Annotated in this window: 21 protein-coding genes; 9 read left to right on the top strand and 12 right to left on the bottom strand. The window is 70.0% G+C overall.

Annotated features, from left to right (window positions below; translation table 11 throughout):
* Positions 1-193: 193 nt before the first annotated feature.
* The 3 genes from gltX to ACWFRU_RS31530 form a co-directional block, all read right to left on the bottom strand.
* Positions 194-1675: a glutamate--tRNA ligase gene (gene gltX / locus ACWFRU_RS31540; protein WP_453691504.1), complete on the bottom strand. Its 1482-nt coding sequence runs from the start codon at positions 1673-1675 to the stop codon at positions 194-196.
* The gene (locus ACWFRU_RS31535; RefSeq protein ID WP_451216343.1) at positions 1668-2456 is read right to left on the bottom strand and encodes a fumarylacetoacetate hydrolase family protein; all 789 of its coding nucleotides are present in this window, start codon (positions 2454-2456) and stop codon (positions 1668-1670) included. Before ACWFRU_RS31535 ends, gltX begins: the two co-directional genes overlap by 8 nt.
* Before the next feature lie 72 nt (positions 2457-2528).
* Positions 2529-2729: a hypothetical protein gene (locus ACWFRU_RS31530; protein WP_453691618.1), complete on the bottom strand. Its 201-nt coding sequence runs from the start codon at positions 2727-2729 to the stop codon at positions 2529-2531.
* A gap of 575 nt (positions 2730-3304) precedes the next feature.
* Here ACWFRU_RS31530 and ACWFRU_RS31525 point away from each other — a divergent pair.
* The 8 genes from ACWFRU_RS31525 (at position 3305) to ACWFRU_RS31490 (ending at position 13816) form a co-directional block, all read left to right on the top strand.
* Complete coding sequence (locus ACWFRU_RS31525) at positions 3305-7081, top strand: nitrate- and nitrite sensing domain-containing protein (protein ID WP_453691503.1); 3777 nt, start codon at positions 3305-3307, stop codon at positions 7079-7081.
* Positions 7082-7501, top strand: coding sequence for a roadblock/LC7 domain-containing protein (locus ACWFRU_RS31520; protein ID WP_098244998.1), 420 nt, complete (start codon positions 7082-7084; stop codon positions 7499-7501).
* A gap of 119 nt (positions 7502-7620) precedes the next feature.
* Positions 7621-8025, top strand: coding sequence for a DUF742 domain-containing protein (locus tag ACWFRU_RS31515; RefSeq protein WP_363212493.1), 405 nt, complete (start codon positions 7621-7623; stop codon positions 8023-8025).
* Positions 8006-8587: an ATP/GTP-binding protein gene (locus ACWFRU_RS31510; RefSeq protein WP_160507410.1), complete on the top strand. Its 582-nt coding sequence runs from the start codon at positions 8006-8008 to the stop codon at positions 8585-8587. The genes ACWFRU_RS31515 and ACWFRU_RS31510 overlap by 20 nt, the downstream gene beginning before the upstream one ends.
* Before the next feature lie 340 nt (positions 8588-8927).
* Positions 8928-12140, top strand: coding sequence for a nitrate- and nitrite sensing domain-containing protein (locus tag ACWFRU_RS31505; protein WP_453691502.1), 3213 nt, complete (start codon positions 8928-8930; stop codon positions 12138-12140).
* Positions 12141-12150: 10 nt separating this feature from the next.
* The gene (locus tag ACWFRU_RS31500; protein ID WP_135330751.1) at positions 12151-12564 is read left to right on the top strand and encodes a roadblock/LC7 domain-containing protein; all 414 of its coding nucleotides are present in this window, start codon (positions 12151-12153) and stop codon (positions 12562-12564) included.
* A 93-nt stretch (positions 12565-12657) separates the two neighbouring features.
* Entirely contained in the window at positions 12658-13251 is a 594-nt protein-coding gene (locus tag ACWFRU_RS31495) for a DUF742 domain-containing protein (protein WP_363212490.1), read from the top strand.
* The gene (locus ACWFRU_RS31490; protein ID WP_030361923.1) at positions 13232-13816 is read left to right on the top strand and encodes a GTP-binding protein; all 585 of its coding nucleotides are present in this window, start codon (positions 13232-13234) and stop codon (positions 13814-13816) included. Before ACWFRU_RS31495 ends, ACWFRU_RS31490 begins: the two co-directional genes overlap by 20 nt.
* Positions 13817-14011: 195 nt before the next feature.
* Here the strand turns inward: ACWFRU_RS31490 and ACWFRU_RS31485 are convergent, their stop codons facing one another.
* Together ACWFRU_RS31485 and ACWFRU_RS31480 are read right to left on the bottom strand one after the other, a co-directional pair.
* The gene (locus ACWFRU_RS31485) at positions 14012-14209 is read right to left on the bottom strand and encodes an acyl-CoA carboxylase subunit epsilon (protein WP_367045167.1); all 198 of its coding nucleotides are present in this window, start codon (positions 14207-14209) and stop codon (positions 14012-14014) included.
* 33 nt (positions 14210-14242) lie between these two features.
* Positions 14243-15838 (bottom strand): acyl-CoA carboxylase subunit beta, encoded by a 1596-nt coding sequence (locus ACWFRU_RS31480; protein ID WP_365824017.1) that lies wholly within the window; start codon positions 15836-15838, stop codon positions 14243-14245.
* 344 nt (positions 15839-16182) lie between these two features.
* Here ACWFRU_RS31480 and ACWFRU_RS31475 point away from each other — a divergent pair, with 344 nt between their 5' ends.
* Positions 16183-16815 (top strand): YceI family protein, encoded by a 633-nt coding sequence (locus tag ACWFRU_RS31475; protein ID WP_453691501.1) that lies wholly within the window; start codon positions 16183-16185, stop codon positions 16813-16815.
* 199 nt (positions 16816-17014) lie between these two features.
* Here ACWFRU_RS31475 and ACWFRU_RS31470 read toward each other — a convergent pair whose 3' ends face one another.
* From ACWFRU_RS31470 to ACWFRU_RS31440, 7 genes are all read right to left on the bottom strand, one after another.
* On the bottom strand, positions 17015-17620 hold the full coding sequence (locus ACWFRU_RS31470) for a TIGR03086 family metal-binding protein (protein WP_453691500.1): 606 nt from the start codon (positions 17618-17620) through the stop codon (positions 17015-17017).
* 202 nt (positions 17621-17822) lie between these two features.
* Positions 17823-18719: an alpha/beta fold hydrolase gene (locus ACWFRU_RS31465; protein WP_453691499.1), complete on the bottom strand. Its 897-nt coding sequence runs from the start codon at positions 18717-18719 to the stop codon at positions 17823-17825.
* A 117-nt stretch (positions 18720-18836) separates the two neighbouring features.
* Positions 18837-20198 (bottom strand): hypothetical protein, encoded by a 1362-nt coding sequence (locus ACWFRU_RS31460; RefSeq protein WP_453691498.1) that lies wholly within the window; start codon positions 20196-20198, stop codon positions 18837-18839.
* A 62-nt stretch (positions 20199-20260) separates the two neighbouring features.
* A complete protein-coding gene (cimA, locus tag ACWFRU_RS31455; RefSeq protein ID WP_453691497.1) occupies positions 20261-21865 on the bottom strand; it encodes a citramalate synthase in 1605 nt (534 codons plus the stop codon).
* 381 nt (positions 21866-22246) lie between these two features.
* A complete protein-coding gene (locus ACWFRU_RS31450) occupies positions 22247-23506 on the bottom strand; it encodes a TolB family protein (protein ID WP_453691496.1) in 1260 nt (419 codons plus the stop codon).
* Positions 23507-23676: 170 nt separating this feature from the next.
* On the bottom strand, positions 23677-24222 hold the full coding sequence (locus ACWFRU_RS31445; protein ID WP_453691616.1) for a TetR/AcrR family transcriptional regulator: 546 nt from the start codon (positions 24220-24222) through the stop codon (positions 23677-23679).
* Between the two features lie 102 nt (positions 24223-24324).
* Positions 24325-25338 carry an agmatine deiminase family protein gene (locus ACWFRU_RS31440; RefSeq protein WP_453691495.1) on the bottom strand — a complete coding sequence of 338 codons (1014 nt, stop codon included), beginning with the start codon at positions 25336-25338 and terminating at the stop codon, positions 24325-24327.
* Between the last annotated feature and the right edge of the window lie 15 nt (positions 25339-25353).

Raw genomic sequence — 25353 nt, 5'->3', positions numbered from 1 at the left:
GGGGTTTTGCTCGACTTGCGCTTCCTGGTCGGACCTTTCGGCCTTCTCGGGCGGCGCAGAAAGAACATTACCCGAAGGTGGACGGCGCTCCAAAACGGGTATCGCCGTGGAGCTTCGGGGGCAGCCGGCACAGCGGGAAGGGCCCGGGAGTCGTGGCGACTTCCGGGCCCTTCCCGCTGCTGTACGTGCCTGCTTACGCGGCCAGCTTCGCCAGGGCAGCGTCGATGCGGGTCAGCGACTTCTCCTTGCCCAGGATCTCCAGGGACTCGAAGAGGGGCAGGCCGACCGTGCGCCCGGTGACGGCGACGCGGACCGGGGCCTGGGCCTTGCCGAGCTTGAGGCCGTGCTCCTCGCCGGCGGCCAGGACCGCGTTCTTGAGGGACTCCGGGTCCGACCAGTCGGCGGCGTCGAGCTTGGCGCGGGCCGTGGTCAGGAGGGCGGCAGGGTCGCCCTTGCCCATGGCCTTCGTCCAGGACGCCTCGTCCTCGACGGGCTCCTCCAGGAAGAGGAAGTCCACGTTCTCCGTGATCTCGGAGAGGACCTTGATGCGGGTCTGCGCGTGGGGGGCGATGGCCTCCCACGCGGCCTGGTCGAAGGCCTCGGGGGCCCAGTTGGCGTGCGGGGCCCGCAGCCACGGCTCGCAGGCCGCCGCGAACGCCTTCACGTCCAGCATGCGGATGTGGTCGGCGTTGATCGCCTCGGCCTTCTTCAGGTCGAAGCGGGCCGGGTTGGCGTTCACGTCCGCGAGGTCGAACTTGGCGACCATGTCCTCGATCGAGAAGACGTCCTGGTCCGCGGAGAACGACCAGCCCAGGAGGGACAGGTAGTTAAGGAGGCCCTCCGGGAGGAAACCGCGCTCCCGGTAGAGGTTGAGCGAGGCCTGGGGGTCGCGCTTGCTCAGCTTCTTGTTGCCCTCGCCCATGACGTACGGGAGGTGGCCGAAGGCCGGGGTCTCCTTGGCGACGCCCAGGTCCGCGAGCGCCTTGTAGAGGGCGATCTGGCGCGGGGTCGAGGAGAGCAGGTCCTCGCCGCGCAGGACGTGGGTGATCTCCATCAGGGCGTCGTCGACCGGGTTCACCAGGGTGTAGAGCGGTGCTCCGTTGGCGCGGACGATGCCGTAGTCCGGGAGGTTCTCCGGCTGGACGGTGATCTCGCCGCGGACCAGGTCCGTGAACGTGATCGCCTCGTCGGGCATGCGGAAGCGGACGATGGGCTTGCGGCCCTCCGTCTCGTACGCGGCACGCTGCTCGGCGGTCAGGTCGCGGCAGTGGCCGTCGTAACCGGACGGCTTGCCGGCGGCGCGGGCGGCCTCGCGGCGGGCGTCGAGCTCCTCCGTGGAGCAGTAGCAGTAGTACGCGCGGCCGGAGTCCAGGAGCTTGGCGGCGACGTCCTGGTAGATGTCCATCCGCTGCGACTGGCGGTACGGCGCGTGCGGGCCGCCGACCTCGGGGCCCTCGTCCCAGTCGAAGCCCAGCCAGCGCATCGCTTCCAGGAGCTGCTCGTACGACTCCTCCGAGTCGCGGGCCGCGTCGGTGTCCTCGATGCGGAAGACCAGGGAGCCCTCGTTGTGCCGGGCGTAGGCCCAGTTGAAGAGAGCGGTGCGGACCAGGCCCACGTGGGGGTTGCCGGTCGGCGAGGGACAGAACCGTACGCGTACGGGGGTCGCGTTAGCCACGCTTGATCACCTTGTTGGTGAGAGTGCCGATGCCTTCGATGGTGACGGCGACCTCGTCGCCGACGTTCAGGGGGCCGACCCCTGCCGGGGTGCCCGTGAGGATGACGTCGCCGGGGAGCAGCGTCATGGCCTCGGAGATGTGCACGATCAGGTCCTCGACGGAGCGGACCATGTCGGTCGTACGCCCCAGCTGGCGCTGCTCGCCGTTGACCGTGCACTGGATGGTGAGGTCGGAGGGGTCGAGGTCGGTCTCCACCCAGGGGCCGAGCGGGCAGGAGCTGTCGAAGCCCTTGGCCCTGGCCCACTGCTTCTCGCGCTGCTGCACGTCACGCGCGGTGACGTCGTTTGCGCAGGTGTAGCCGAGGATGACGTCACGGGCGCGCTCGCGCGGGACCTCGCGGCACATGCGGCCGATGACCACGGCGAGCTCGGCCTCGTAGTGCACCTCCTGTGAGAAGGAGGGGTACGCGATGGCGTCACCGGGGCCGATCACCGAGGTGGACGGCTTGAAGAAGGCGACCGGGACGTCGGGGACCTCGTTGCCGAGTTCCTTGGCGTGGTCCGCGTAGTTGCGGCCGATGCCCACGACCTTGTTGGGGAGCACCGGAGGCAGCAGCCTGACCTTGCTCAGCGGGACCTTGGTGCCGGAGAGCTCGAAGTCCGCGAACGGGATGCCCTTGATGATGTCGAGGACGAGCCCGTCGGTCGTTCCGGGGGGACTTTCGCCCTCGACCGCGCCGAAGGCGACGTTGCCGTCGATGGAGAACCTGGCGATGCGCAAGAGCGGTGCCCTTTGCTGGAGGGAAAAACTGACACCCCAGGCTAACGCGGCAAGGGGGGCCGGCCTCCCGTATTAACCCGCTGCCGGGACGGGCTGCTCCGGCGCGTCCATCAGGATCGTGCGCTTCGGGTTGGCCGTCACCGCCGGGAGCTCCGTCGCGTGGTCCGGCTGCTCGGCGGCCGGGGCGACCTCCTGTGCGTCCGTGAGGTGGGCGAGGGTGGTGCGGCGCGGGTTGGCTATGTTGCGGAACATCGCCGACTTGACGGTCTTCATCTGCTGTTCGTGCCCTGTCAGTTGAGGCGCCACGTGGTGGACGCCGGTTGTCGGATTCGCCATCCCTGTAAAGCGTCAGGCTAAACATCCAATTCCCGCCCAAAGCCTGGATGAGGCCTTGATCTTCATGTGAGTTTGCTCACGAGGTAGCGGGCAAAAGGGTCAATTCAGGCCCGTGAAGGCCTTGTTGGAATCGGACATTGCGCCACTGAAGCCATCATTCCGCTCCCGATCATGAACACTGGGACACCCGTCGGCCAGAGCTTTACTGGGTCTTATGGTCCGTTTTGCCCCAGATCACTTTCTACGTCTCGTGACGCGCCACTCACGCCCAGTCACGGAGGTCGCGGCGCGGCACACGGGCCTTGTTGGAGATCCTGCACTGTGCTGGAATTCCCGGGACCGCCGCGGGATCGAACCGGCGCGCAGGGGCGCAACGCAGCGCCGAGTGGCGGCGGGAAAGGGGAGCCAGCGCCGGTCACTCACGACCACCATGGGGCGTTCTGCGCCCCACGACGCCGACACCGTCCCGCCGTTTGTGCGGAGGGACGCCTGGTCCAGAGGTTGCGACGCTAGTGCAGGGACGTTTCAAGAGGGATGGCAGCAGCGCTGCGGCAGAGCCGGAGCGCGGCGGGACCGACCGCGGCTCCTCGGCCCAGCACGCCCAGAACCCCGGACAGGTACCGTCCGGCGAGACCGGCCGCGGAGCCGGCGGCGTGAGCCTGCCCACGGCCACCGCGTCATCGGGCGGCACGACGGGCACCGTGAAGTCGCCCACCGGGCCCGGCTCGCGAATAGCCCTGCGCAACTGGCGCATCTCCACCCGACTGGTCTCGCTGCTCGCGCTCCCCGTGATCACGGCGACCTCCCTCGGCGCGCTGCGCATCAACGAGTCCATGGACGAGATCGAGCAGCTCAACAACATGAAGCTGCTGACCGACATGACCAAGCGCGCCACCGAGCTGGCCTCCGCGCTCCAGGAGGAGCGCGACCGCTCGGCAGGCCCCCTCGCGCACGGCGCGAACTCCTCGGACTACGTGGTCAAGGGCGCCCGGCAGAAGACCGACCGTGCCTACAACCGCTTCTTGCAGGAGACGCAGGACCTCGACAACACCGACGGCGACAAGGGCCTCCTCGGCGTCCGCGCGAACACCGTCGAGATCACCCAGCAGCTCCAGAAGATCAATGACGTACGCAAGAACGCCTACGACGACGAGAACTCCACGTCGCAGACGGTCGACGCCTACAGCCAGCTCATCGAGCAGCTCCTCACCCTGTCCTCGGACATGGCGCAGGCGACCAGCAACCCGGACATGATCCAGCGCACCCGCGCCCTGACGGCCTTCTCCTCCGCCAAGGAGTACGCCTCGGTGCAGCGCGCCGTGATCGCCGCCTCGCTCCCGGCGAGCGACAGCACGTTCGGCAAGATCTCCGAGACCGACCGGCGTTACGGCTGGTCCGCGCTCGACAAGGAGAACTCCGAACTGGATGCCTTCAAGGGCATCTACTCGGGCAATCCCGACGAGCTGACCAAGCCCATCGACGGCGGCAACTCCTCCATCAAGGAGGCCGACTCCTACGCCAAGCGTGTGCTTGAGCAGGAGGGCGGCATCAAGCTCCAGGACAAGCGGTCGTACAAGGACTGGGTCGACGCCGACACCACCAAGATCGACGCGATGTCCAAGATCGAGCTCACGCTGCTCAACGAGATGGAGCAGAAGGCCCGCGAGCTGCGCAACGAGTCCGAGCAGGCCGCCATCCTCAACGGTGCGCTGATCCTGCTCGTCCTCGGTGTCTCGCTCGTCGGCGCCTTCGTCGTGGCCCGGTCCATGATCCGCTCGCTGCGGCGCCTTCAGGACACCGCGACCAAGGTCGCCCAGGACCGGCTGCCCGAGCTCGTCAAGCAGCTCTCCGAGGCCGACCCGCAGGACGTCGACACCTCCGTCGAGTCCGTCGGTGTGCACTCCCGGGATGAGATCGGCCAGGTGGCCGCGGCCTTCGACGACGTGCACCGCGAGGCCGTCCGCCTCGCCGCCGAGCAGGCGCTCCTCCGGGGCAACGTCAACGCGATGTTCACCAACCTCTCGCGCCGTTCGCAGGGCCTCATCCAGCGCCAGCTGTCCCTTATTTCCGAGCTGGAGTCGCGTGAGGCCGACCCCGACCAGCTCTCCTCGCTCTTCAAGCTCGACCACCTCGCGACCCGCATGCGCCGTAACGGCGAGAACCTCCTCGTCCTCGCCGGTGAAGAGCCCGGCCGTCGCTGGACCCGGCCCGTCCCGCTCGTCGACGTGCTGCGTGCCGCCGCGTCCGAGGTGGAGCAGTACGAGCGCATCGAGCTCTCCGCGGTCCCGACGACCGAGGTCGCCGGACGCGTGGTCAACGACCTCGTGCACCTGCTCGCCGAGCTGCTCGAGAACGCGACGTCGTTCTCCTCGCCGCAGACCAAGGTCAAGGTGACCGGTCACGCGCTGCCCGACGGCCGTGTGCTGATCGAGATCCACGACACCGGCATCGGCCTGTCGCCCGAGGACCTCGCCGCGATCAACGAGCGGCTCGCCTCGCCGCCCACCGTGGACGTCTCGGTCTCGCGCCGCATGGGTCTGTTCGTGGTCGGCCGTCTGTCGCAGCGCCACGGCATCCGCATCCAGCTCCGTCCCTCGGACTCCGGCGGCACGACCGCGCTCGTCATGCTGCCCATCGATGTCGCCCAGGGCGGCAAGAAGGCGCCGAACAAGCCCGGTGCGCCCGGCCCCGGCCAGGGCGGTGGCCCCGTCGCCGCGCAGGCGTCCGCGGGTGCCGCGGCAGCGCGCCGCGGAGTCGGTGCCGGCAACGGCGCCCCCGGGAACGGTGCTCCTGGCTCGGCGGGATCCCAGGGCAGGCTCGGTGCCGGTCCGCCCCGTGGTCAGGTCACGGGTGCGGGGCCGCGTGCGGCGCTGCCCTCGCGTGACGCGGGACCGGGTCCGCGCAACGGTTCGCCGTCCGCTCCGGCGGGCCCGCCGTCCGGTCAGCAGCCTCCCCGCCAGGGGCCGCCCGGACAGGGCGCCGGTGCCCCGGCCTCGACCGGTGGCAGCCTCTTCGGTGGCGGGCAGGGCGGTGGCCGCGGTCCGGCCTCCGCGCCGCAGCCTCCGGTGCCCCAGCAGCGTACGAACCCGGTGAACCCCGCGGGGCCCGCGAACCCCGCGGCTCCGGCCAACCCCTCCGCGAACGACGCCGGGAACCAGGGCCGCAGGCCGCAGCTCCCGCCGCGCGGTGGTCCGCGTGCCGAGCTTCCCGGGGGCAACCCGCAGCCGCGCGTGCCCAGTTGGAGCGACGAGAACGCGCAGCCGCAGATAGCGCGCGAGCCGTTCGACACCCCGCGCGGGCATGAGGAGCCGGAGTCCACCGGACAGTTCCCGCACCCCTCGGCCGGTGCCGCGCAAGGCCCCGGTTCGACCGCCGAGTTCGCGCGACCGGACTTCAACGGGCCGCCGCCCGGCACGGGTTCGCCGCAGAACGCGGGCCAGCAGGGGCTGCAGGGTCAGAGCCAGCAGGGCACCGGTCAGTTCGTCCGTCCGGACGTCTTCGGTGGCCAGGACTCCTCCTCGGGCACGAACCAGCCGAGCACGAACCAGCCGAGCACGAACCAGTTCCAGCGTCCGGGCACCAGCGCTCCCGGCTACAACGGCGGGGCGCCCCGGCGCGGGCAGAACCCCGGCCAGGGCCAGGGCGACCAGCTCGGCATTCCGCCGGTGCCGCCGCAGCCCCAGCAGCCCCAGCAGCCCGTACGGCCCTCGCAGCCGGACGAGCTGCCGCCCGCCGGTCCCGGTGACGGCCGTACCCCGCTGTTCGACACGCTGGAGACCAACTGGTTCCAGCAGCAACAGCAGCAGCAAGGGCAGCAGCAGCCCCAGGGCGGCGCTCCCGAGCAGCAGCAGCCCCAGCGTCCGCAGCGGCAGCAGCCGTCGTCGTCCTCGTCGCCCCTTCCGTCGAGGCCGCAGGCGCAGCAGCCGGGCAACCCGGCCGCGCCGCAGCGCTCGGCCGGAACCGGTGGCGGGAATGGCGGCCACGTCACGAACGGCAGTGCCGCCTCCTGGCGCACCTCGCCCAACGACGAGCTGGGCCGCCAGGCCGAGCGCGTCCGGCAGCCGTCCGCCGGTGGCGTCACCACATCCGGCCTGCCGCGCCGCGTCCCGCGAGCCAACCTCGTCGCGGGCACCGCTCAGCAGCAGCAGGACAGCACAGGTCCGCAGGTCTCGCGTGCGCCCGACGACGTGCGCGGCCGGCTGACGAATCTCCGTCGGGGCATCCAGCAGGGTCGCCAGGCCGGTACCGGCCAGACCGGCAGCTTCCCCACTCACCAGCAGGAGCGTTAGTTGAGTCCGAGCCAGGCGGCACAGAATCTGAACTGGTTGATCACGAACTTCGTGGACAACACCCCCGGGGTGTCCCACACCGTCGTGGTCTCCGCCGACGGCCTCCTTCTGGCGATGTCCGAGGGCTTCCCGCGTGACCGCGCCGACCAGCTGGCCGCGGTCGCTTCCGGGCTGACCTCCCTCACCGCCGGGGCCTCGCGGATCTTCGAGGGCGGCGCCGTCACCCAGACCGTGGTGGAGATGGAGCGGGGGTTCCTCTTCCTCATGTCGGTCTCCGACGGTTCGTCCCTCGCCGTGCTCGCGCACCCCGAGTGCGACATCGGCCTCGTCGGCTACGAGATGGCGCTCCTCGTGGACCGCGCGGGCGCCGTCCTGACCCCGGACCTCCGCGCCGAACTGCAGGGCAGCCTGTTGCACTAGCTCTCTTCATCGGCCGCCCCACCGACCGAACGTACTGACCACCGTCCGGCCAACCTGGTGCCCCCCACCGGCTCTATCAGACGGCACGCAGACCACCTGCTGTCCCGCCCGGAGGATCCATGACCCCGCCCAACGCCTCTCACGAACCGTACGGCTCTCAGGCGTCGTACGGCTATGAAGGCGACCAGCCGCTGGTGCGTCCTTACGCGATGACCGGCGGCCGGACAAGGCCCCGCTACCAGCTCGCGATAGAGGCGCTGGTGAGCACGACGGCCGACCCGGCGCAGCTGATGGGGCTGCTCCCGGAGCACCAGCGCATCTGCCACCTGTGCCGCGAGGTCAAGTCGGTGGCCGAGGTCTCCGCTCTGCTCTCCATGCCGCTCGGCGTGGCCAGAATCCTCGTGGCCGACCTGGCCGAGGCCGGGCTCGTCGCCATTCACCAGCCCGGCGGCGACGAGAACGCCGGCGGCCAGCCAGACGTGACACTGCTCGAAAGGGTGCTCAGTGGACTTCGCAAGCTCTAGCAGCGGCGGAGGCCGCTCCACCACCAGCGCGAAGATCGTGGTGGCGGGCGGCTTCGGCGTGGGCAAGACCACGTTCGTCGGGGCGGTCTCTGAGATCAACCCGCTGCGCACCGAGGCCGTCATGACGTCCGCCTCCGCGGGCATCGACGACCTCACCCACACCGGCGACAAGACCACCACCACGGTGGCCATGGACTTCGGCCGCATCACCCTGGACCAGGACCTGATCCTGTACCTCTTCGGTACACCCGGACAGGACCGCTTCTGGTTCATGTGGGACGACCTCGTACGCGGCGCCATCGGCGCCGTCGTGCTCGTCGACACCCGCCGTCTCGCCGACTGCTTTCCGGCCGTCGACTACTTCGAGAACTCCGGCCTGCCCTTCGTCATCGCCCTCAACGGCTTCGACGGCCACCAGCCGTACACCCCCGATGAAGTGCGCGAAGCTCTCCAGATCGGTCCCAACACACCGATCATCACCACGGACGCACGACACCGTGCGGACGCAAAGAGTGGCCTGATCACACTGGTTGAACACGCACTTATGGCCCGCCTCAAGTAGACGAGGGCGTACGGCAGTTGCCGTAGATTCCACTGAGTGGTCTGTGTCTTTTGACACGGATGACCGCTCTGTTCATAACGTTTCGACAGAGAATTCGCCGGGCGCCGCCACGCGTCGCGGTCATTCGGTGTCGCTGCGCGCACAAGAGCCCCGCCTTTTGGCGGGGCTCGCTCTTTTTGACCGTTTTATCTGAGGCTTACACCACTCGGAACTTGCCCTTCCCACTGTTTGGTAGAGGACCCCCTGACGTGCTGGAATGCGCTGAACTGCCCAGTAGCACGGGCCTTGGAGACGACAGCGGGACCGGTGTAGGTCCCGCCGCCGAGAGGTTGTTGGTCGAGTGAGGCGAAGCAAGACGAGCCCCGCACCGCCGCAGACGCGGGACACGCGGGGCAACTTCACCCCGCCGCCGCGCACAGCGGCGTCCCCCGCCGATGTGCAGGGCATGGAACCGCCGGCACCCTCCGGCGGCAGAATGTCCCCGCGCAACTGGCGCGTGCCGACCCGCCTGAACGCGATCCTCCTCATACCCGTGCTCGTCGGCCTCGTCATGGGCGGCTTCCAGGTCAAGGGCTCGATCGACACCTGGAGCGAGGCGCAGGACGCCGAGAACACGGCCCGCCTCGTGCAGGCCTCGCTGAACTACGGCAACCGCCTCATCGAAGAGCGCGACATCTCCGCCGCCCCGCTGCTGCGCGGCGAGAAGAACGCCCCGGCCGTCGTGAAGGCCCGCAAGGCCACCGACAAGGCCGCCGAGGAGTTCGACGCCGCCGCCGAGAACATGCCGCAGAAGGAAGGCCTCAAGCGCCGCCTCGACGGCTTCCACAAGGTGGAGCCGGGTCTCCAGTCCCTGCGCCAGGCCGCGTACACCTCCAAGCTCCCCGGCGCGCAGACCGAAGAGGCCTACGTCGGCATCCAGCACCCGCTGATGGAGTTCGCCAACGAACTCGGTCTGGGCACCGGAAACATCACCAGCTACGGCCGCACCGTCTACGCCATCTCGCTGACCAAGGCCGCGCTCTCCCTGGAGCGCTCCATCGGCATGCACCTGCTGGTCAAGCCGGGTCCCTCCGCGAGCAACTTCGGCAAGCAGAAGGTCGCCCTCTCCTCGTACGCCTACCTCGAGGGCATCGCCATCGAGGAGTACACGGGCGGTGGCACCCCCGAGGACGTCGCCAAGCTCGAGGCAGCCAAGAAGAAGCTGAAGGCCGACGGCGAGAAGAAGGCCAAGCAGGCCGCCGCCGACGCGAAGGCCCAGGGCAAGACGTTCGTCCCGCCGCCGTCCGCCGAGGACATGGTCTCTGCCATCGCGACGCTGCCGAGCACGCAGCCCAGCGCCCGCGTCACCCTCGCCGGAAAGGGCGTCACCAAGGAAGCCTGGTGGGCCACGACGTCCGCCAAGTTCGACGCGTACCGCACCATCGAGTCCGACCTCGCCGACAAGGCGGTGACCGAGGCGTCGGACATCGCAGCCGACGCCCAGCGCAACGCGTACATCACCGGCGCCATCGTCGTGATCGCGCTGCTCGCCGCGTTCATCCTGGCCGGGATGATGGCCCGCCAGATGTCCAAGGCGATGCGCCAGCTGCGTACGGCCGCCTTCGGCATCGCCGAGCAGCGCCTGCCGATGCTGGTCGACCAGCTCTCGCGCACCGACCCCGGACGCGTCGACACCCGCGTGCAGCCCATCCCGATCTCCTCCACGGACGAGATCGGCGAGGTCGCCCGCGCCTTCGACCAGGTGCACCGCGAGGCCGTCAGGCTCGCCGCCGAGCAGGCACTGCTGCGAGGCAACATCAACGCGATCTTCACCAACCTCTCGCGCCGCAACCAGTCCCTGATCGAGGGCCAGCTGACCCTCATCACCGACCTGGAGAACAACGAGGCCGACCCGGACCAGCTGGAGAGCCTCTTCCGCCTGGACCACCTGGCGACCCGTATGCGACGCAACGGCGAGAACCTCCTGGTCCTCTCCGGCGAGGAGCCGGGCCGCCGCTGGGACCAGCCGGTCCCGCTGGTCGACGTCCTGCGCGCCGCCTCCTCCGAGGTGGAGCAGTACGAGCGCATCGAGCTCTCCGGTGTCCCGGAGGCCGAGATCCACGGCCTCGCCGTGACCGACCTCGTGCACCTGCTCGCCGAGCTCCTGGAGAACGCCACCACGTTCTCCTCGCCGCAGACCAAGGTCCGCGTCACCGCGACCCGTCTTCCCGACGGCCGCATCATGGTCGAGATCCACGACAAGGGCATCGGCCTCACCGCCGAGGACTTCGCGGACATCAACCACAAGCTGGCCAACCCGCCGACGGTGGACGCCGCGATCTCCCAGCGCATGGGTCTGTTCGTGGTCGGCCGCCTCTCCGACCGGCACGGCATCCGCGTCCAGCTGCGCCCCTCGGGCGAGCAGGCCGGCACGACCTCGCTGGTCATGCTCCCCGACGGGATCACGCACGGTGGCGGCGGCGACCAGCAGCCCGAGTCCGAGTTCACGGTCTCCTCGATCATGCCGGAGCAGCAGGCCCCGGAGCAGCCCGCGTTCAACCACCAGCCGATGCGCACGGCGGCCGAACTGGGCTTCGACGACAGCCGGTACAACGGCGACGCCGTCGAGCCCGCGGACCTCGACCCCGTAGGCCGTTCGCTGATGCGCGAGGAGCGGCGTGCCGCTCTGGAGGCGCAGGCGCAGTCCGGCGACGGCCGTCCGCTCTTCCGCGACGAGATATCCCCGCAGCAGCAGGGCTTCGAGCAGCAGCAGGGCGGTTACGAGCCCGGATACGACCAGCAGGCCCCGGCGTACGACGAGTACAACCAGGGCCAGACCGCGCAGCCCGCGTACGACGACGCGTACTACCCGGCGCGCGAGGGCTACCAGGACGCCCCCTATACGGAGGCCGGTCACGACGATCACGCCGCTCGTACGGGTGCCGTCTCCGAGCCGTTCGCGGCCTACCCCGACCGCTCTCACCAGGACGACTGGCCGTCGAACGACGGATACGAGAACAACACGGGCGCCTATCAGGCCGAGTACGCCCCGGAACCGGAATCCGGTCCGGCGGCTCCCGCGAACGGCGCCGAGCGCGTAGGCTTCGAGCGTCCCGGACCGGTCCCGTCCACTGTCCACGACACCACCGCCGCGGGCCTCCCGCGCCGCGGATCCACCGGTGCGACGGGCAACGACAGCGCATCGGCCCCGATGGGTGACGCGTTCGGGAACACCACCGGCGACGCGTTCGGGAACAATGTCGGCAACAGCGAGAGCAACTGGCGTTCGTCCTCCAACGACGACCGCTGGCTGCGCGCCGAGTCGCTGAAGGAGCCCAAGGCGGGTGGCGTCACCCCGTCCGGTCTCCCGAAGCGGGTGCCCAAGGCCAATCTGGTCGAGGGCACGGCGGAACAGACCCCACAGGGCGGCCCTCAGGTCTCCCGCGACCCCGAGGACGTTCGGGGTCGGCTGAGCAACCTGCGCCGCGGCGTCCAGCGGGGACGCAGCGCAGGCAGTGACACCACGAATGGCCAGGGCCTCGGCCCTGACAGCACCTACAACCAGGAGCGTTAGTGTGAGCCCGATGAGCCAGGCGGCGCAGAACCTGAACTGGTTGATCACCAACTTCGTGGACAACACCCCTGGGGTGTCCCACACGGTGGTGGTCTCCGCCGACGGACTCCTTCTGGCGATGTCCGAAGGCTTCCCCCGCGACCGGGCCGACCAGCTCGCGGCCGTCGCATCCGGTCTGACCTCCCTCACCGCCGGGGCCTCCCGGATCTTCGAGGGCGGTTCCGTGACCCAGACCGTTGTGGAGATGGAGCGAGGATTTCTCTTCCTCATGTCCATCTCTGACGGCTCCTCGCTGGCCGTCCTCGCCCACCCGGATGCGGACATCGGCCTCATTGGGTATGAGATGGCACTTCTTGTCGACCGTGCCGGCACCGTACTCACGCCGGACCTGCGTGCGGAGCTGCAGGGGAGCCTTCTCAACTAGTAGACGTACGGTGCGTTTTCGCGTCCCGTGGCCGTAAGGTTTCGGGACGCGGCTCCAGAATGATGGTGCCCGGCACAGTCGGAGGAGGAGTACGTGGCAGGCTCAGGAACACCCCCGGACGGTTCGTCATCGGCCAACTGGTCGCCTGGTCACGGCCAGGGGCAGGGACCGCACGACGGGGCGCCCAACCGATACAACTTCCCCTCCGCGCCCAGCCAGCACCGCAGGCCTTACCAGCAGCCGCAGCAGCCGGGCCCCCGCCAGAGCCCGTACGAGCAGCCTCACACCCCCAGGATCCAGCCAGTGCAACCACAGCGACGCGCGCCCGAGTCGGCGCCCGCTGCGAGCAACCCCCTGGTGCGCCCGTACGCCATGACGGGCGGCCGCACCAGGCCCCGGTACCAGCTCGCCATCGAGGCGCTGGTGCACACCACCGCGCAACCGCACCAGTTGCAGGGCCAGTTGCCCGAGCATCAGCGGATCTGCAATCTGTGCCGCGAGATCAAGTCAGTCGCTGAGATCTCGGCACTTCTCACCATTCCTCTCGGCGTCGCCCGAATCCTCGTAGCCGACCTGGCGGAGGCCGGACTTGTCGCCATCCATCAGCCTGGCGGCGACGAGTCCGCCGGCGGCCAGCCAGACGTGACACTGCTCGAAAGGGTGCTCAGTGGACTTCGCAAGCTCTAGCGGCGGAGCAACAGCTCGCTCCACCACCTCCGCGAAGATCGTGGTGGCGGGCGGCTTCGGCGTGGGCAAGACCACGTTCGTCGGGGCGGTCTCTGAGATCAACCCGCTGCGCACCGAGGCCGTCATGACGTCCGCCTCCGCGGGCATCGACGACCTCACCCACACCGGCGACAAGACCACCACCACGGTGGCCATGGACTTCGGCCGCATCACCCTGGACCAGGACCTGATCCTGTACCTCTTCGGTACACCCGGACAGGACCGCTTCTGGTTCATGTGGGACGACCTCGTGCGCGGCGCCATCGGCGCGGTGGTCCTGGTCGACACGAGGAGGCTCGCCGACTGCTTCCCCGCCGTCGACTACTTCGAGAACTCCGGCCTGCCCTTCGTCATCGCCCTCAACGGCTTCGACGGCCACCAGCCGTACACGCCGGACGAGGTGCGCGAGGCGCTGCAGATCGGCCCGGACACCCCGATCATCACGACGGACGCGCGGCATCGCGCCGACGCGAAGAGCGCGCTGATCACGCTCGTGGAGCACGCATTGATGGCTCGGCTCCGTTAGCTGTCCTTGCCTGTACGTGAAGGGGCCTCGCACCGTCCAGTTGGTGCGAGGCCCCTTCGCCGTTGTCTGCGGGTGCGTCCCGGACTGGCCGCCGCTTCGCGGCGAGTCTTCCCGCCCACCCACCCCATGCCCAGCAGCGCAAAGGGCCCCTGCTCGGAGGAGCGGGGGCCCAGGCGTGTGTCAGGCGGCCGGGGCTCAGCCCTGCCAGCTGTGCGGGGCGCGGAAGCCGGGCGAGCGCTCCAGGCGGCGCCAGCCGGCCTTGTCGCGGCCTCGGCGGGGCGTGGGGGCCTGCGCGGTGGCGGCGGCGCTACGGGCCAGCAGGATCGCCGTGATGGCGGCGACCTCCTCGGGCTCGGCGTGGCCCTTCTCGACGCGGATGTCGGGAGTGTTCATGTGCAGCGTTCTCCTTGTGGGCTACTGCAGGAATTACTGCGGGGGGTTGCCGTGCTTGCGCGACGGCAGGTCTGCGTGCTTGTTGCGGAGCATCGCGAGGGAGCTGATGAGGACCTCGCGGGTGGCGGCAGGGTCGATGACGTCGTCGACCAGGCCGCGCTCCGCGGCGTAGTAGGGGTGCATCAGCTCGGCCTTGTACTCCTTGACCATCTTCTGCCGCATGGCCTCGGGGTCCTCGGCCGCCGCGATCTGCCGGCGGAAGATGACGTTGGCGGCACCCTCGGCGCCCATCACCGCGATCTCGTTGGTGGGCCAGGCGTAGGTCAGGTCGGCGCCGATGGACTGGGAGTCCATGACGATGTAGGCGCCGCCGTAGGCCTTGCGCAGGATCAGCGAGATGCGCGGCACGGTGGCGTTGCAGTACGCGTACAGGAGCTTGGCGCCGTGCCGGATGATCCCGCCGTGCTCCTGGTCGACGCCCGGCAGGAAGCCGGGGACGTCCAGGAGGGTCACGATCGGGATGTTGAAGGCGTCGCACATCTGGACGAAGCGGGCCGCCTTCTCGGAGGCCTCGATGTCCAGGACACCGGCCAGGGACTGCGGCTGGTTGGCGACGATGCCCACCACCTTGCCGTCCAGGCGGGCCAGGGCGCAGATGATGTTGCGCGCCCAGCGCTCGTGGACCTCCAGGAAGTCGCCGTCGTCGACGAGTTCCTCGATGACCTTGGCCATGTCGTAGGGGCGGTTGCCGTCGGCCGGGACCAGGTCGAGCAGGACGTCCGAGCGGCGGTCCGCCGGGTCGTCCGAGTCGTGGGTGGGCGGGTTCTCGCGGTTGTTCGAGGGGAGCATCGCGATGAGGTAGCGGACCTCGGCGAGGCAGGTCTCCTCGTCGTCGTACGCGAAGTGGCAGACGCCGCTCGTCTCGGCGTGCACGTCCGCACCGCCCAGGCCGTTCTGGCTGATCTCCTCGCCGGTCACCGCGCGGACCACGTCCGGTCCGGTGATGAACATCTGCGAGGTCTCGCGGACCATGAAGACGAAGTCGGTCAGGGCCGGGCTGTAGGCCGCGCCGCCCGCGCACGGGCCCAGCATCACGCTGATCTGCGGGATGACACCGGACGCCTTGGTGTTGCGCTGGAAGATGCCGCCGTATCCGGCGAGCGCGGAGACGCCCTCCTGGATACGGGCGCCGGCGCCGTCGTTCAGGGAGACCAGCGGGGCACCAGCCGCGATGGCCATGTCCATGATCTTGTGGATCTTCGTGGCATGGGCCTCGCCGAGCGCGCCGCCGAAGATGCGGAAGTCGTGGGCGTACACGAAGACCGTGCGGCCCTCGACCGTGCCCCAGCCGGTGATGACACCGTCGGTGTACGGCTTCTTCGCCTCCAGGCCGAAACCGGTCGCCCGGTGCCGGCGCAACTGCTCGACCTCCTGGAACGACCCCGCGTCCAGAAGCAGCTCGATCCGCTCGCGTGCGGTCAGCTTGCCCTTGGCGTGCTGGGCCTTCGTCGCCTTCTCGCTGGGCCCGCGCAGCGCCTCGGCACGGATCGCGTGCAGCTCGGCCACGCGGCCGCGTGCGTCGGTGGGCTCGCCTTCGGGAGAAGAAGCGGTGTCGTCCAAAACGGTCATGTAGTGACCTTACGAAGTGCACCTAGAGAAACGGACCGTCGACTCTGCACAGTCTCCGGCCCGTTTTCCTGGCACCCCCGAACAGAAGCCCTTCGCCGTGGGCGCGAAGTGACTGCTCAGGGCGGTCTGCGGCTGTAGGGATTCCACAAAGGGGTGCGTGAGAGACAGCTCACAGGGTGAGTGGGGCGTGGGTGCCGCGGGTGACTGGCGCGTCACTCAAAGCTATAGGTTGAATGTTGAACTGAATCGCGTTAGAGTCAATCTCGTTGAACATTCAACAGGTTCATCCCCCCGTAGCTCGCAGCTCGGGCCTCCCGCTCGCAGCTCGTCCCCAAGGAGCAGTCATGGGTCTCTTCGGCCGCAAGAACGAAACCGCCACCTCCTCCGCGAACTCCTCCGCCACGGCCACCGCCGTCGCCCCGGTCAACCCGGAGCTGGCCGCGCTGACCGGCGACTACACGATCGACCCCTCGCACACGTCGATCGGCTTCGTCGCCCGCCACGCCATGGTCACGAACGTCAAGGGTTCCTTCACCGACGTCGCCGGCACGCTGCACCTGGACGGCACGGACCCGGGCCAGTCGACGGCTTCCATCGACGTACAGATGGAGAGCATCGACACCGGCAGCGCCGACCGTGACGGCCACCTGAAGAGCGCGGACTTCTTCAAGACCGACGAGTTCCCCGAGATGACCTTCCGCTCCACGAAGGCGGAGGCGCTGGGCGGCGACGACTACCGCATCACCGGTGACCTGACGATCCTCGGCACCACGAAGCCGCTCTCCATCGACCTGGAGTTCAACGGCTCCGCCACGGACCCCTTCGGGAACGAGCGGGTCGGCTTCGAGGGCAAGGCGGAGATCCTGCGCTCGGACTGGGGCCTGACGTGGAACGCGGCGCTGGAGACGGGCGGGGTGCTGGTCTCGGACAAGATCAAGCTGAGCTTTGACATCTCCGCGATTCGTTCTGGCTCCTGAGCCTCTGGTGTGTTCTGGGCCGCCGCTTCGCGACGGATGCTTGCCCACCCACCCACCCGATTACCCCGAGTACAGGGGTGAGATGGGTGGGTGGGTTCGTTTCGTCCGCGACTTGGGGTGGGTGGACGGGCTGGTTCGGCTGCGACCTGGAGTGGGTGGGGCGGGCTGGTTCGGCTGCGACCTGGAGTGGGTGGGGGCGTCAGGGACACGTTGGGTTGCGGCCCAAGTAGCGTAGTAGGGCGGCTGCTTCGCCTTTGTGTGCTGTGTTTTGATCCGGCTCGACCGGCGGTGCGAAAGCGAAAGCGCGGAGTGGTTCGACGATCTGGTGGGCCACGTCCAGTAGGGGGCGGGCCAACTCGTCGTTGAGCGGGGAACGTTGGCCGGTGGCCATCGCGATGTCCCAGGCGTGGACCGCCGCGTCCAGTGCGCAGGCGCCGACCCCGAGGGTGGCCGTCATGACGCCGGGCGGAAGCGGCACCCGTACCTCTTGAGCCCCCTCGTCGACCGCCGCCCAGGCTTCGGCCGCCGCCGCGAGCGCCGGTTCGAGCAGGGCCTCGGGGGAATCCGTCAGCTTGCCGGAGGGCGCGAAGGGGTTTTCCGCGGGGCCGGGGCCTCCTGTGAGGGCCGAGGCGTAGCCAAGCTGGTCCCCCGCGGCGTGCTGCAGCACCTGCGTGACGTTCCACTCCGCGCAGGGCGTCGGCCGCTCCCAGTCCCCGTCCGGTACGCCCCGAACGGCCGCGCGGAGTGCCGCGTGTGCGTCGTCGAGGATGGCCCAGTTGGTGTTCGTCGTGCCGTGCTCGCTCACGTCGACCTCTCCCCTTCGTGGACTGCGCCGCCGTCCGGCCAGGTCTCACCTTGCCCTGCAGCGCGGTCCAGCTTCCAGCGTCGCGCACGTGAAACGGCTGGCAGTTCGGGCATAACGTGTCCGCCGCCCTCCCGTGTGGTCGGACCCTCGCCGCCGGGCTGGTGGCACGCGGCGGCGGAGCGGCGGTACGGCCGCTGGAGCTCTAGGGGCGCACGGACTCCGTGTGGGCCAGGATCGCCTTCGCGAGCGGGCCCTGGACCGCCGGGGGCAGCGCGTGGCCCATGCCCGGGATCTCCACCACGTGCGCGCTGCCGCCGCCGATGACCTGGGCCAGATGGTGCGGGTGCGGGGGCGGGAACACCGGCTCGGCCGGGGCGGAGATGACCAGCGTGGGGACCTTCGTGCCGGCCAGTTCGCCGGTGCGGAGCATGTGGGAGTCGTCGGCCCTGGCGTGGGCGGTGGAGGCGACATGGGTGCCGGTGTGCTCGATGATCCGGCGCTCCAGGTCGCGGAAGTACGCGTCGTCCACGTCGAGTCGGCGGCCGTTCAGGACGCGCCAGTGCTCCACCCTGCGGTCCAGCTCGGCCTCGACTCCCCTGTCCTCGACCGGGCGGGACCACATCTCCAGGACTTCCGGGGCGATGCCGGGGAGTTCGGCCACGGGGACGCTGGTTCCGTCCGGTGCCACGTACGGGGTCTCACTGAGCGCGCAGGTTCCGATGAGCGTGGCGCTGAGGACACGCTCGGGGTGGTCGGCGAGGACCAGTTGGGTCAGCATGCCGCCGAGGGACATGCCCACCACATGCGCACGCTCCACTCCCCAGCCGTCCAGGACGGCCACGGCGTCCCGCGCCAAGTCGATTATGGGGTAGGGGTGTTCGTCGAAGGCGGTCGTGGAGCGTCCTGTGTCCCGGTGGTCGTAGCGGATGACCTGATGCCGCTCGGCGAGCTCGTCGACCAGGGCGTCGGGCCAGCCGAGGCCTGATGCCTGGGCGCCCATGATCAGGAGCAGCGCGGGGGCGTCGGGCTCGCCTCGCCGCTCCGTCCACAGGCGGATGCCGGGGGCCGCTTCGACGTACTGCTGCCGCTGTTGCTTCATGGGGGTGACCTTCCGTAACCACGGGAGTTTCTATAAGACGAAACGTATCGTCTCGCAGCAACCTTGCGCCGTCAACCCGCCAGGTCCGACCTGCCAGACCCGCTTCGCCGGAACCGCCTAGAACCCTCCGCCCCCGAAGTCCCCGCCGCCCCCGCCGAAGTCCCCGCCCCCGAAGCCGCCCCCGAAGTCGCCGGGGTCGAAGTCCGAGCCCGAGTAGTCCCCGCCCTCGTACCCGGCGCCCGCTCCCCCGCCGAAGTCGCCGTAACCGCCGCCGTAGTCCGCCGCGTACGCCGGGCTCGCCATCATGCTGCCCAGCATCGTGCCGACCAGCAGGCCCGGCAGCATGCCGCCGCCGAAGTAGCCGCCGGCCCAGGGTCCGTACGCCGGGCCCGCCTCCCAGTACGGCCGCCGCTCCCCCGATTCCGTGGCCACCGTCCGGGACATCGGCTCCTCACCGTCCGCGAGGCGCGTCGCGTCCGCCAGGCACACCGGGACCGTCCGCTCGGCGCCGCCCGGCGGCGCCCACTGGGCGTCCTTCACGGAAGGGCCGTGCCGCGGGTCGAAGAAGCAGGGGGCGCGGCGCTCCGGCAGGGGGCGGCCCTCACGGCGTGCGGCGAGCAGGGCGAGCGAGAAGCGGCCGTCCTCCAGGGACTGGGTGACGGCCCGTACCTCCTCGGGGCGCCGCGCCGCCGCCATGAACGACTTGGCCTTCTCGTACGAGTCGAGGGCCCGTTCGTAGTCCGTGCGCATCGCGTCGTCCGCGCCGGCCTCGGCGGGGTGGAAGTCGAGCCGGTCAAGTTCCTCGCCGTACGCCGTGATGTCCTCGTCCACGACGACCCGCAACTTCTCAAGGGCGACGCGCTGTTCCTCGGCCTTGCGCCGCCGGTTGCGCCGCACCACCGCGTACGTGGCGCCGCCGCCCGCGACGAGCACCGCGCCGACGCCGATCAGCGCACCGACGGGGGTGCCGCCGTCGGAGCCGCCGGCGTCCCAGGAAGCCGGCGCCGAGCCGCGGGCGTCCTTCACCGCCTGGTCGACGAAGGCGTTGAGCTGGGTCTTGGTGTCGCCCTCGTCCCCGTACGTCGTGACGAGGTTCGAGACGGCCGCCTTGCTCAGCACCTGCTCATCGGCCTTGGCGTCGAACGCGTCGCCGAGCCGTATGCCGTACACACCGGTCACGCCGGTCTCGGTGCGCAGCTTCTGGAAGAGGTCCTGCTGGGGGAAGTCCGCGGGCAGCACCGCCACGAACACGGGCTTGTCGGCGTCCTTGATCTTCTCCGCGATGGCATCCGCCTCGGCCCCGGACAGCTGGTCCGAGGCGGCCGGATCCACGTACACCGGGCTCTTCTCCCAGGCGTCGGCCACAGCCGGGACACCGGTGGCGGCCGCGGCCCCGGGCGCCGCCGTGAACGACACGGCACCCAGGGACAGGAGCATCCCGGACAGCGCGACAATTATTCGCTTCGTCCCATTGCTCATACTTCGAAGCTAACTCAGCCGAGCCCCCGACGGACGGTCCGGGGACGCCCCCTTTACGGCGGCTACTCCACCGGCTCGACGCCCGCCCGCAGCAGACCGAAGGTGTAGGCGTCCTCCAGCGCCTGCCACGACGCCGCGATCACGTTCTCCGCCACGCCCACCGTGGACCACTCGCCGTCACCGTCGCTGGTGGAGATCAGCACCCGCGTCGTGGACGACGTGCCGTGCTTGCCCTCCAGGATGCGGACCTTGTAGTCGACCAGCTCCATCTTGGCGAGCTGGGGGTAGATCCGCTCCAGGCCGACACGGAGCGAGCGGTCGAGGGCGTTGACCGGGCCGTTTCCCTCCGCCGTGGCGACGATGCGCTCGCCCTTGGCCCACAGCTTCACGGTCGCCTCGTTCGCGTGCGTGCCGTCGGGGCGGTCCTCGACGATGGCCCGCCAGGACTCGACGCGGAAGTAGCGGCGCGCCCGGCCCTCGACCTCCTCGCGCAGCAGCAGCTCGAAGGACGCGTCGGCGGCCTCGTACGTGTATCCGCTGAGCTCGCGCTCCTTGACCCGCTCCACGACCCGGCCGACCAGCGCCCGGTCGTCGCCCAGGTCGATCCCGAGCTCCTTGCCCTTGAGCTCGATGGAGGCGCGCCCCGCCATGTCCGAGACGAGCATCCGGATGCGGTTGCCCACCAGGTCCGGGTCGATGTGCTGGTAGAGGTCCGGGTCGACCTTGATCGCGGAGGCGTGCAGGCCCGCCTTGTGGGCGAAGGCCGATACGCCGACGTACGGCTGGTGGGTGGAGGGCGTGAGGTTCACGACCTCGGCGATGGCGTGCGAGACGCGGGTCATCTCGCGCAGCGCGCCCTCGGGCAGGACCTGCTTGCCGTACTTGAGCTCAAGGGCGCCGACCACGGGGAAGAGGTTGGCGTTGCCGACCCGCTCGCCGTAGCCGTTGGCCGTGCACTGCACATGGGTGGCGCCGGCGTCGACGGCGGCGAGGGTGTTGGCGACCGCGCATCCCGTGTCGTCCTGCGCGTGGATGCCGAGCCGTGCGCCGGTGTCGGCGATGACGGTGCCGACGACCGCCTGGACCTGGGCGGGGAGCATGCCGCCGTTGGTGTCGCACAGGACGACGACGTCGGCGCCCGCCTCGGAGGCCGTGCGGACGACGGATTTCGCGTACTCGGGATTGGCGCGGTAGCCGTCGAAGAAGTGCTCGCAGTCGACGAAGACGCGCCGCCCCTGGTCACGGAGGTAGGAAACGGTGTCGCGCACCATCTCCAGGTTCTCCTCCAGGGTCGTGCGCAGGGCGAGCTCGACGTGCCGGTCATGGGCCTTGGCGACAAGCGTGATGACCGGGGCGCCGGACTCGAGCAGGGCGTTGACCTGCGGGTCCGTGGCCGCCGAGCCACCGGCGCGGCGCGTGGCGCCGAAGGCGACGAGCTGGGCGTGCCGGAAGGTGATCTCTTGTCGGGCGCGGGCGAAGAACTCGGTGTCGCGGGGGTTGGCGCCCGGCCAGCCGCCCTCGATGAAGCCCACGCCGAAGTCGTCCAGGTGCCGGGCGATGGTCAGCTTGTCCGCGACGGTCAGGTTGATTCCCTCGCGCTGCGCGCCGTCGCGCAGCGTGGTGTCAAAGACGTGGAACGAATCGTCGGGTGTGCTGGTTTCCGTCATGCTGATCTGGCTCCTGTGTCGGATCTCGGTCTACCGGAATGACCGGCTCCACCGCCTCAATGATCCCCCGCGCTCCGCGTCCGGCTGATGTTGGGCCAGGAAACGAAAAAACCCCTCGTGGGTACGAGAGGTTTGCGCGCGGGTCTGAGAGACGACGGTGTCCGCCCGTACATGGTGGTACGAGACGGTCACTGCGGACCGGCGCGCCTGCTGCCAATAATCATGGCGAACGAGAGCACGGTGGCAGCCTGCCACAGCCCGCACACACCGCGCTGCCCCGTCTCACGATGCGGGCGTACGTGGACGTCATAGGACACCTCGACGCGGGCGACGTCGACGCGGGCGGCGCGTGGGGCGCGCCGCCCGCGTGACGGTGAGGCGTCAGCGCACGTGGCGCACGAAGGCGTCGTAGCCGTCGTTGGTGTCGCCGCTCAGCAAGGTCGCGTCGCCGCTGAGGAAGGCGATGCGGCGGGCGTCCGCCGAGATGCCGCCGGGTGCGACCTGCGCCGAGGCCGTGCCGCCCGTGGTGTCCGGCGTGACGAGCGTGGTGCCGCCCTTCTTGAGGTCGCGCAGGTAGACGGGCCACTCCTTGCCGTACTCGGCGCCGGCTTCGGTGAGTTCCGACGTGAACGTCAGATACCGGCCGTCGGCGCTGATGGCGGGCGAGCGGGTGTAGGCCTGGCCGGGGCCGCCCTGGGTGCCGTGGACGCGCTGGTTCTCGCCGGACGCGAGGTCGTGCACGAAGACGTTCCAGGCGCCGTCGTCGTCGTTCGGGACGAGGTGGGTGTCACGGGACTCGAAGACGACGGTGCGGCCGTCGCCGCTGATGGACGGGGCGAGGGACTCCTTCTCGGTCGTGGAGCCGTCGTGGGAACGGTCGGCCTGCGTCACCTTGCCGGTCTCGCGGTCGCGCACCCAGAGGTCGCTCCAGTCGTCGCCGCGCGGGCCGTTGACGAAGGAGGTCGCGTACGCGACGCGGCGGCCGTCGTCGCTGACGGTCGGCGAGTGGGCGTCGCGCTCCCCGTCGCCGCCCGTGTACGGGTGGCTGACCTTCTCGGTGGTGCCGGTCTTCCGGTCGCGCAGGAAGACCGCAGTGCCGTCGAACTGCGGCCCGTCCGCGCTGAACACGGCGTAGCGGCCGTTCGCGCTCAGGGAGACGCCGCCCGCGCTGTCCCCGGGGTAGCCGTCGGGCAGTTCGACGTCGAGGCGCTCGAACCTCTTGGTCCTGCGGTCGTAGAGCCGGACGTCGGTCACCGAGTAGGCGTCCGCCGGACTGGTGATCATGGCGACGTACCGCCCGTCGGCGCTCAGTGAGGGGCTCCTGACGTCGCGTCCTTCGAGGGCGATGCGCTCGGTCTTCCGGGTGCGCAGATCGCGTACGAAGATGTCGTTCAGGCCGCCTGTGTCGCCCGCTGCCAGGTCGGCGGCGGCGGAGTCGAAGGCGGCGTACCTGCCGTTCCGGCTGATCACGGCCCCCGCCGAGCGGTCGTCGGCGGCCTTGCCCCCGGCCGTGACGCTGATGCCCTCGGTGCGGGGCGCGTCGGCGGCGGGTGCGGCGAAGGCGGCGGGCAGCGTCGTGGCGGTGACCGCCGCGACGAGTGCGGCGGCGGCCAGGGCGGCGCGGCGCTTGGTGCTGTGCATGGTCGATTCCCCCGTGGTTGCTCAGAGTTCCGTGCGGACGGACTTCCCCGGTTCGGTGCGTGCGAGGTCGGCGCAGGACCGTCACCGAGGGCCCACAGGGATACAAGCGCACCACCAGGAAACACACAATCCGCAGAAATGCGTACAACCTAGACGGGAGTTTCTGGGTCTTACGTGTCTGGGCCGAGCGCTCCGTCCAGGAACTCCCGTACGTGGGCCAGGATCTGGTCACGTCCCGTGCCGCGCAGCCCGATCGCCACATGGATGGAGAAGCCGTCGAGCAGCGCCCGCAGCCGGGCGGCGAACCGGTCGGGGTCCAGGGCGCGGAACTCGCCCCGGGACACGCCTTCGGCGAGCAGCGCCACCAGGTCGCGGTGCCAGGCGCTCTCGATGGCGGCCTGCCGGTCGCGCTCGTCGTCGTCGGCGTTCAGGGAGCGGTTCCAGACCTCCAGCCAGAGCGTCCAGTGGGGGTCGCCGGGGGCGTCGGGGACGTACAGGTCGACGTACGCGTCGAGCCGCTCGCGGGCCGTGCCCTGCCGGGCGAGCAGCCGGCCGCGCTCGGCGCCGAGCGCGGACTCGCTCCACTCCAGGGTGCGCAGGAGCAGTTCGTCCTTGGTGCGGAAGTAGTAGAGGAGGTGGCCGCTGCTCATGCCGACCTCGCGGCCGAGCGCGGCCATGGTCAGCTTCTCCAGGCCGCGCTCGGCGATCATCTCCATGGCGGCGGCAAGCACGTCCTCGCGCGGTGGTGCGTTCTTCCGGCGGGCGGCCTCGGCCACGGGGACTCCTGCGGTGATTCGTGTGACGCCAGCTCTTGTGAGCTAGATCTTCGGCTGCTGCTGGGTGATGCAGTGGATGCCACCACCCCCGGCAAAGATCGTACGGGCGTCCACGAGCGTCACGGTCCGCTCCGGGAAGAGTCGGCGGAAGATGCCTGCCGCGATCTCGTCGCGCGGGTCGTCGAAGGCGCACAGGACGACGCCGCCGTTGCAGAGGTAGTGGTTGATGTAGGAGTAGTCGACCCAGCCCTCGTCGTCGGCCAGGACGGTCGGCGCGGGCACCTCGACGATCTGCAGGGCGCGGCCCCGGGCGTCGGTCTGCCCGCGCAGCACCCCGATGATCTCCTTGCTGACCTCGAAGTCCGGGTGCGCGGGGTCCTGCTGCGCGTGGACGAGGACGACGCCGGGCGCGGCGAAGGCGGCGACGATGTCGACGTGGCCCCGGGTGCCGAACTGCCCGTAGTCACCGGTCAGGCCGCGCGGCAGCCAGATCGCCTTGTGCGTGCCGATGCGGGCGTGGACCGCCTCCTCGGCCTGCTCGCGCGTCAGGCCGGGGTTGCGTCCCGGGTCGAGCTGGACGGTGTCGGTCAGCAGGACCGTGCCCTCGCCGTCGACGTGGATGCCGCCACCTTCGTTGACCAGGGGCGAGGAGTGGACGGGCACGTCGGCCAGGTCGGCGACATGGCGGGCGATCTTCGCGTCGTGCTCCCAGCGGGCCCAGTCCTGGCCGCCCCAGCCGTTGAACGTCCAGTCCACGGCGGCCAGTTGATCGCCGTCGCGTACGAAGGTGGGGCCGATGTCCCGCATCCACGCGTCGTCGAGATCGCGCTCGACCAGTTCGATGCCGGGGCCGAGCAGCGCGCGGGCCGACTCGCTCTGCCCGGTGCCGACGACCATCGTGACGGGTTCGAAGCGGCGTACGGCACGGGCGACGCCCGCCCAGGCGGCCCGCCCCTCGGCGAGCTCGCGCTCGTTCGTGAAGGTGGGGTTGGGGCCGGGCCAGGCCATCCAGGTGCGCTCGTGCGGGGCCCACTCGGCGGGCATGCGGAAGGTCATCGTGATCCCTACTGG

The organism is Streptomyces sp. NPDC055099 (genome assembly GCF_053607685.1).
The sequence above is the reverse complement of the archived record's forward strand: the minus strand, read 5'-3'. Positions and strand labels throughout refer to the sequence as shown.